Origin of the sequence: Microseira sp. BLCC-F43 (assembly GCF_041929235.1) — a bacterium.
Lineage (GTDB): Bacteria > Cyanobacteriota > Cyanobacteriia > Cyanobacteriales > Aerosakkonemataceae > Microseira.
In genome coordinates this window covers 1-4,304 of sequence record NZ_JBHFNP010000355.1, presented here as the reverse complement: position 1 = coordinate 4,304, position 4,304 = coordinate 1, and the positions used below count along the sequence as shown (strand labels likewise).

The 4,304-nt window shown below is 46.6% G+C and carries 5 protein-coding genes; 2 read left to right on the top strand and 3 right to left on the bottom strand.

Features of this window, described 5'->3' with window-relative positions; genetic code table 11:
* Window positions 1–664 precede the first annotated feature (664 nt).
* Window positions 665–1,717, top strand: coding sequence for a M42 family metallopeptidase (locus ACE1CM_RS47070; protein WP_374886536.1), 1,053 nt, complete (start codon window positions 665–667; stop codon window positions 1,715–1,717).
* 264 nt (window positions 1,718–1,981) lie between these two features.
* Here ACE1CM_RS47070 and ACE1CM_RS47065 read toward each other — a convergent pair whose 3' ends face one another.
* Together ACE1CM_RS47065 and ACE1CM_RS47060 are read right to left on the bottom strand one after the other, a co-directional pair.
* Window positions 1,982–2,197 carry a helix-turn-helix transcriptional regulator gene (locus ACE1CM_RS47065; protein WP_374886535.1) on the bottom strand — a complete coding sequence of 72 codons (216 nt, stop codon included), beginning with the start codon at window positions 2,195–2,197 and terminating at the stop codon, window positions 1,982–1,984.
* Window positions 2,198–2,213: 16 nt separating this feature from the next.
* Window positions 2,214–2,492, bottom strand: a complete 279-nt coding sequence (locus ACE1CM_RS47060) for a helix-turn-helix domain-containing protein (protein ID WP_374886534.1) — start codon at window positions 2,490–2,492, stop codon at window positions 2,214–2,216.
* Window positions 2,493–2,686: 194 nt separating this feature from the next.
* Here ACE1CM_RS47060 and ACE1CM_RS47055 point away from each other — a divergent pair, with 194 nt between their 5' ends.
* Entirely contained in the window at window positions 2,687–2,881 is a 195-nt protein-coding gene (locus ACE1CM_RS47055; RefSeq protein WP_374886533.1) for a hypothetical protein, read from the top strand.
* Window positions 2,882–3,033: 152 nt separating this feature from the next.
* Here ACE1CM_RS47055 and ACE1CM_RS47050 read toward each other — a convergent pair whose 3' ends face one another.
* Window positions 3,034–4,197, bottom strand: a complete 1,164-nt coding sequence (locus ACE1CM_RS47050) for a M14 family metallopeptidase (protein WP_374886532.1) — start codon at window positions 4,195–4,197, stop codon at window positions 3,034–3,036.
* Window positions 4,198–4,304: the final 107 nt, after the last annotated feature.

Sequence of the window (4,304 nt, the reverse complement as noted above, 5' to 3'; positions counted from 1 at the left end):
TGTAGGGTGCGTTAGCGAAAGCGTAACGCACCATCTACCATCACCAGATTGCAGGAATGTAGGAATGTAGGGTGCGTTAGCGAAAGCGTAACGCACCATCTACCATCACCAGATTGCAGGAATGTAGGAATGTAGGAATGTAGGGTGCGTTAGCAAAAGCGTAACGCACCATCTACCATATATGCCCTAGAAAGTACCGCTTTATTTGTGTAGCGGCTGCCATTTTTGCTGCCGCTACACAAACGAACCCTTAAGGCTTTCCTAGTGGCTGTACCTCACTCGTTTGCAATCCGGTTTATTCCTTTCGCCGTATTCAAATTACTCCTAAAGAAAGGGTAAAAAAAAAGCATACACACCTACGATTAAAAATAGACCTTCTCTCCTCACCCTCTAGATAGAAAGTGAGAAGACAAGGCGAGTCAAAAGTCTCATTACTAGGTTCAAATATTCTCGCAGCGTCACGCACCCGGAGAGAAAAAATATGCCAGTTGCGTAAGTTCTATCAACAGTCTTGCAAGTGCAATCCAAGGCGATTTATTTACTCTACTCTTACGGCTAGAATAATTTACACATTTAGCCCTAAGTGGCAAAACCTTGACAAAACAGTATCAAGGATGAAAACTTAAACATTGTGTATGGCTAATTGCTAAATTTGCTTAATCATATGTCTTCCCTAAACTACGACGACTTGTTTAATACAATTGAAGAATTAGTGCTACACCATTCTCCCAGCGGCGACGAGGTTCAAATCGATCGATGGTTGATGGGTCGATTTGAAGCTTTGGGAATAAAAGCTTGGTTAGATGCAGCGGGAAATGCGATCGCACACCTACCAGGCAAAGATTCTACCAGAGCGATCGCTATCACCGCCCACAAAGATGAAATTGGCGCCATTGTCAAGACCATCGGCAACCGAGGACGGGTAGAAGTCCGCAGGTTAGGCGGTGCATTTCCCTGGGTTTACGGCGAGGGCGTTGTAGACTTATTGGGAGATAACGAAACCATCAGCGGTATTCTTTCTTTTGGTTCCCGCCACGTCTCCCACGAATCACCCCAAAAAGCACAACAAGAAGATAAACCCCTCACCTGGGAAGACGCCTGGGTAGAAACTAAATGCACCAAAGAAGAACTAGAAACCGCTGGAATTCGACCCGGAACCCGCATGGTAATCGGTAAACATCGCAAGCGACCTTTGCGATTAAAAGATTACATTGCCAGTTATACGCTTGATAATAAAGCCTCCGTTGCAATTTTATTAGCCGTCGCCGAACGAGTAAAACAACCTGCGGTGGATATCTATTTAGTAGCATCGGCAAAAGAAGAAGTCGGCGCCATTGGGGCGCTTTACTTTACCAACAATCAGCGCTTAGATGCCTTAATTGCCCTCGAAATTTGTCCCCTTTCTGAGGAATATCCCATAGAAGATGGGGAAGCACCCGTACTTTTATCCCAGGATGGATACGGAATTTACGATGAAACGCTAAACAAACAACTGCGGCGAGTAGCAGGGGAAAATAACATTCCCGTACAACTAGCAACTATTAGCGGTTTTGGTAGCGACGCTTCGATTGCGATGAAATTCGGTCACGTATCCCGCGCCGCTTGTTTGAGTTTTCCCACTCAGAATACTCATGGATATGAGATAGCTCATTTGGGAGCGATCGCTAATTGTATCGATATCCTCTGTGCTTATTGCGAAACTGATTTTACTCATTAGTTAATCCAAGTTGCTAATTGCTAATATTATGTCCGGTCAATTACCCATAATCGGCAGCCGGGACACGGCATCATAGATATCTCCGACACAGATAACGTTTATCGTGCCGTGTCCCGGCTGACGGACATAATATCAGGGGGTTGCGATCGCGTTAGATTGGCTCTTTATCGCAGTGATTTCAAAGTAGGTTGTTCTTGGGATTTCATGGGTCATCTTTAGGTTGCGATCGCTCTTTTGGCGCATCATCTATTAAACCTTCTACCTCTAGTCCGATCGATTTGCTAGTACTTTCAGCGAAACACCTAGCTCTCGTGCTAATGCGATCGCATTGTCGAAACGCGGCACTTTTCGCCCTCCCTCCCATTCTGCGATCGTTCGATAACTCAGATTTATCCGTCGCCCTAAATCTTCCTGAGACAGCTTCAAGCTTTCTCTAAGTTCTTTTAACGTCGGTTCTCTTTGATTTTGGCTTTCTGACATGCTTTTGAGTCATTAGTCATGGGTTAGCTTCATCATCAGATGGCGATGATCGCTCTTCTGGGGTATCGTTGACTAAATCCGCTGCATCTATTCCCATCGTTTTTGCCAGCACTTTGAGGGACACTCCCAACTCGCGGGCTAAAGCGACGGCGCGATCAAACCGAGGAATCGATTCTCCTCTCTCCCAATCACCGATAATCCGAATTCCTACATTCATTCGGCGACTTAACTCCGGCTGGGTTAGATTGGCTCTTTCTCGCAGAGATTTCAAAGTGGGTTGCTCGTTTGACTTCATGGCGGCAATAGATTGCTAGCAGTTTACTGCTTGACAAAAGGTGTGACTGGCAATAAACTGCTAGTTGAAGGACACAAAAAAGGGGGCAAACTATTACAGTCAGCCCTTTCTTCAGTGTCTCATTGCATAGTTAACCCGTCAGCAGAATTTATGCACTACTGACGGATGCGAATCTGTTACTGAGGATTTTGACTATGACTCATAGTTGCAACGGCGCTGCAAAAGCGTCTCGTTTCCCGTGGGCAATTGTCCGCCAATTGCCTAACATGCAGCGCATTACCGTCGCCCGACTTCGCAACCGTAGCGATGCCGAAGGGCATCTGATCGCGTTGCGGCGATTGATTCCCCACGCTGAGTTTACGATCGTATTCGACTTAACTGGGCAATAATTTAAGCGCGATCACATATATAGGGGCGTGCGATCGCGTTGATTAGTTGCCAAAATGGTGCCGTACACCGCTGATAACGCACCATACAAGAGATGCGATCGCATCTGTTCTGAAATCAATTTCTTCAATGCGATCGCAATCCTACTCTTCGTCTATGCTCTTTCCAAAACAACCTCTTGTGTAGCTTCCACAACGGTTATGGAAGCGAGACAGAATTCAATCAACCCAGCGGAAATTTCGGCTACGATCTTCAACGCTTCAGCATAGGGAGGTTGGAATTCTTTTCCTGTTTCGATCACCCCTGCTAGAACTTTGTGCTTGCTAGCATCAATAAAGTGACGGCTGTAAGCGTAATCATCCGAAGTAGCTGTGGTGGGATAGAGTCCCACACTTGGTTGAACCTTGTAGACTCTACCTCTGACAGTTTTGATCCCATCTCTGACGCGATTGCAGGTTGTTGTAAACCACTGCAAGTCCGCTAGAGGAATGTATTCTTTATAGTCGGCATCTCCAACCTCTCCACGTAAGCCATCGTAGACAGGGTTGTAAAAGTTCATTATGGGATTGCTTGTCTGGTTTTCGTCGTCTCCCCACGGATACATTACCAACTCCGAATAGGAATGGATATCTAGCATCGTGGTGATATTTTTATAGGTATCCAGCAAATAGCGAACATTTCGGATTTCTGGTTCTGAGAACGCTTCATTGCCCTTGAAAATATCGTCACGCGGATTTGAGCTAGTCCCAATTCCACTTGACCAGAGAAAATCGAAGTTGCGATTGAGGTCAACTCCTAGCCGGGACTGACCTGGGTTAGGATTGCGGTTCTTGCGCCACATGGGATCTCCCGTGGGAGACTGCACGAAGGCCCGTCCGTCCGGGTTGACCAGGGGAAAGATAAACAGATCCAATTTGTTGACAATCTCTTGAATCGTAGAGGCATCGTAGGATTTGTTGCCAAACTGGAGTCCTGTCCCCGCTTTGTATGCCTGACACAACTTCAAGGCAAAGGATAATAGCAAGTCGGGGTTGACCAACTCGCGAGCATGAACACCTGCTATCAGCAAAATACCCGGACGATTGCCATCCGATCCGTTGGCAATTTTAATTGCTCTGCTCGTCCGTTTTTCCCAGGTTTGCTCCGGTAGCTGGATCAGTTGGCAGATTGAGGGATAGGAAGAGGACAGGTATTGCAGACTGGACTCTATCCCCGCTACCGTTAAATATCCCGCCGGTGGCGCCGCCCTTTCTTCCTCGCCGCGAAATTCTCCCATTGCCTGCATCCACCTAAAGAAAATCGGGAGTCGGGGAGCCACGTCAATTTATTGCGTGGAGGAACGACGACTCGCTGATTTTAATCAGCGTCAATCATTCGTGCCAACTGTTCAATTATTTCACTGATACTTATCCCTTTATTGTTGGC

Bases quoted from the DNA above. Each gene is read 5' to 3' on its own strand.
- ACE1CM_RS47070 (WP_374886536.1), top strand. From the start codon at position 665: ATGTCTTCCCTAAACTACGACGACTTGTTTAATACAATTGAAGAATTA.
- ACE1CM_RS47055 (WP_374886533.1), top strand. From the start codon at position 2,687: ATGACTCATAGTTGCAACGGCGCTGCAAAAGCGTCTCGTTTCCCGTGG.
- ACE1CM_RS47065 (WP_374886535.1), bottom strand. From the start codon at position 2,197: ATGTCAGAAAGCCAAAATCAAAGAGAACCGACGTTAAAAGAACTTAGA.
- ACE1CM_RS47060 (WP_374886534.1), bottom strand. From the start codon at position 2,492: ATGAAGTCAAACGAGCAACCCACTTTGAAATCTCTGCGAGAAAGAGCC.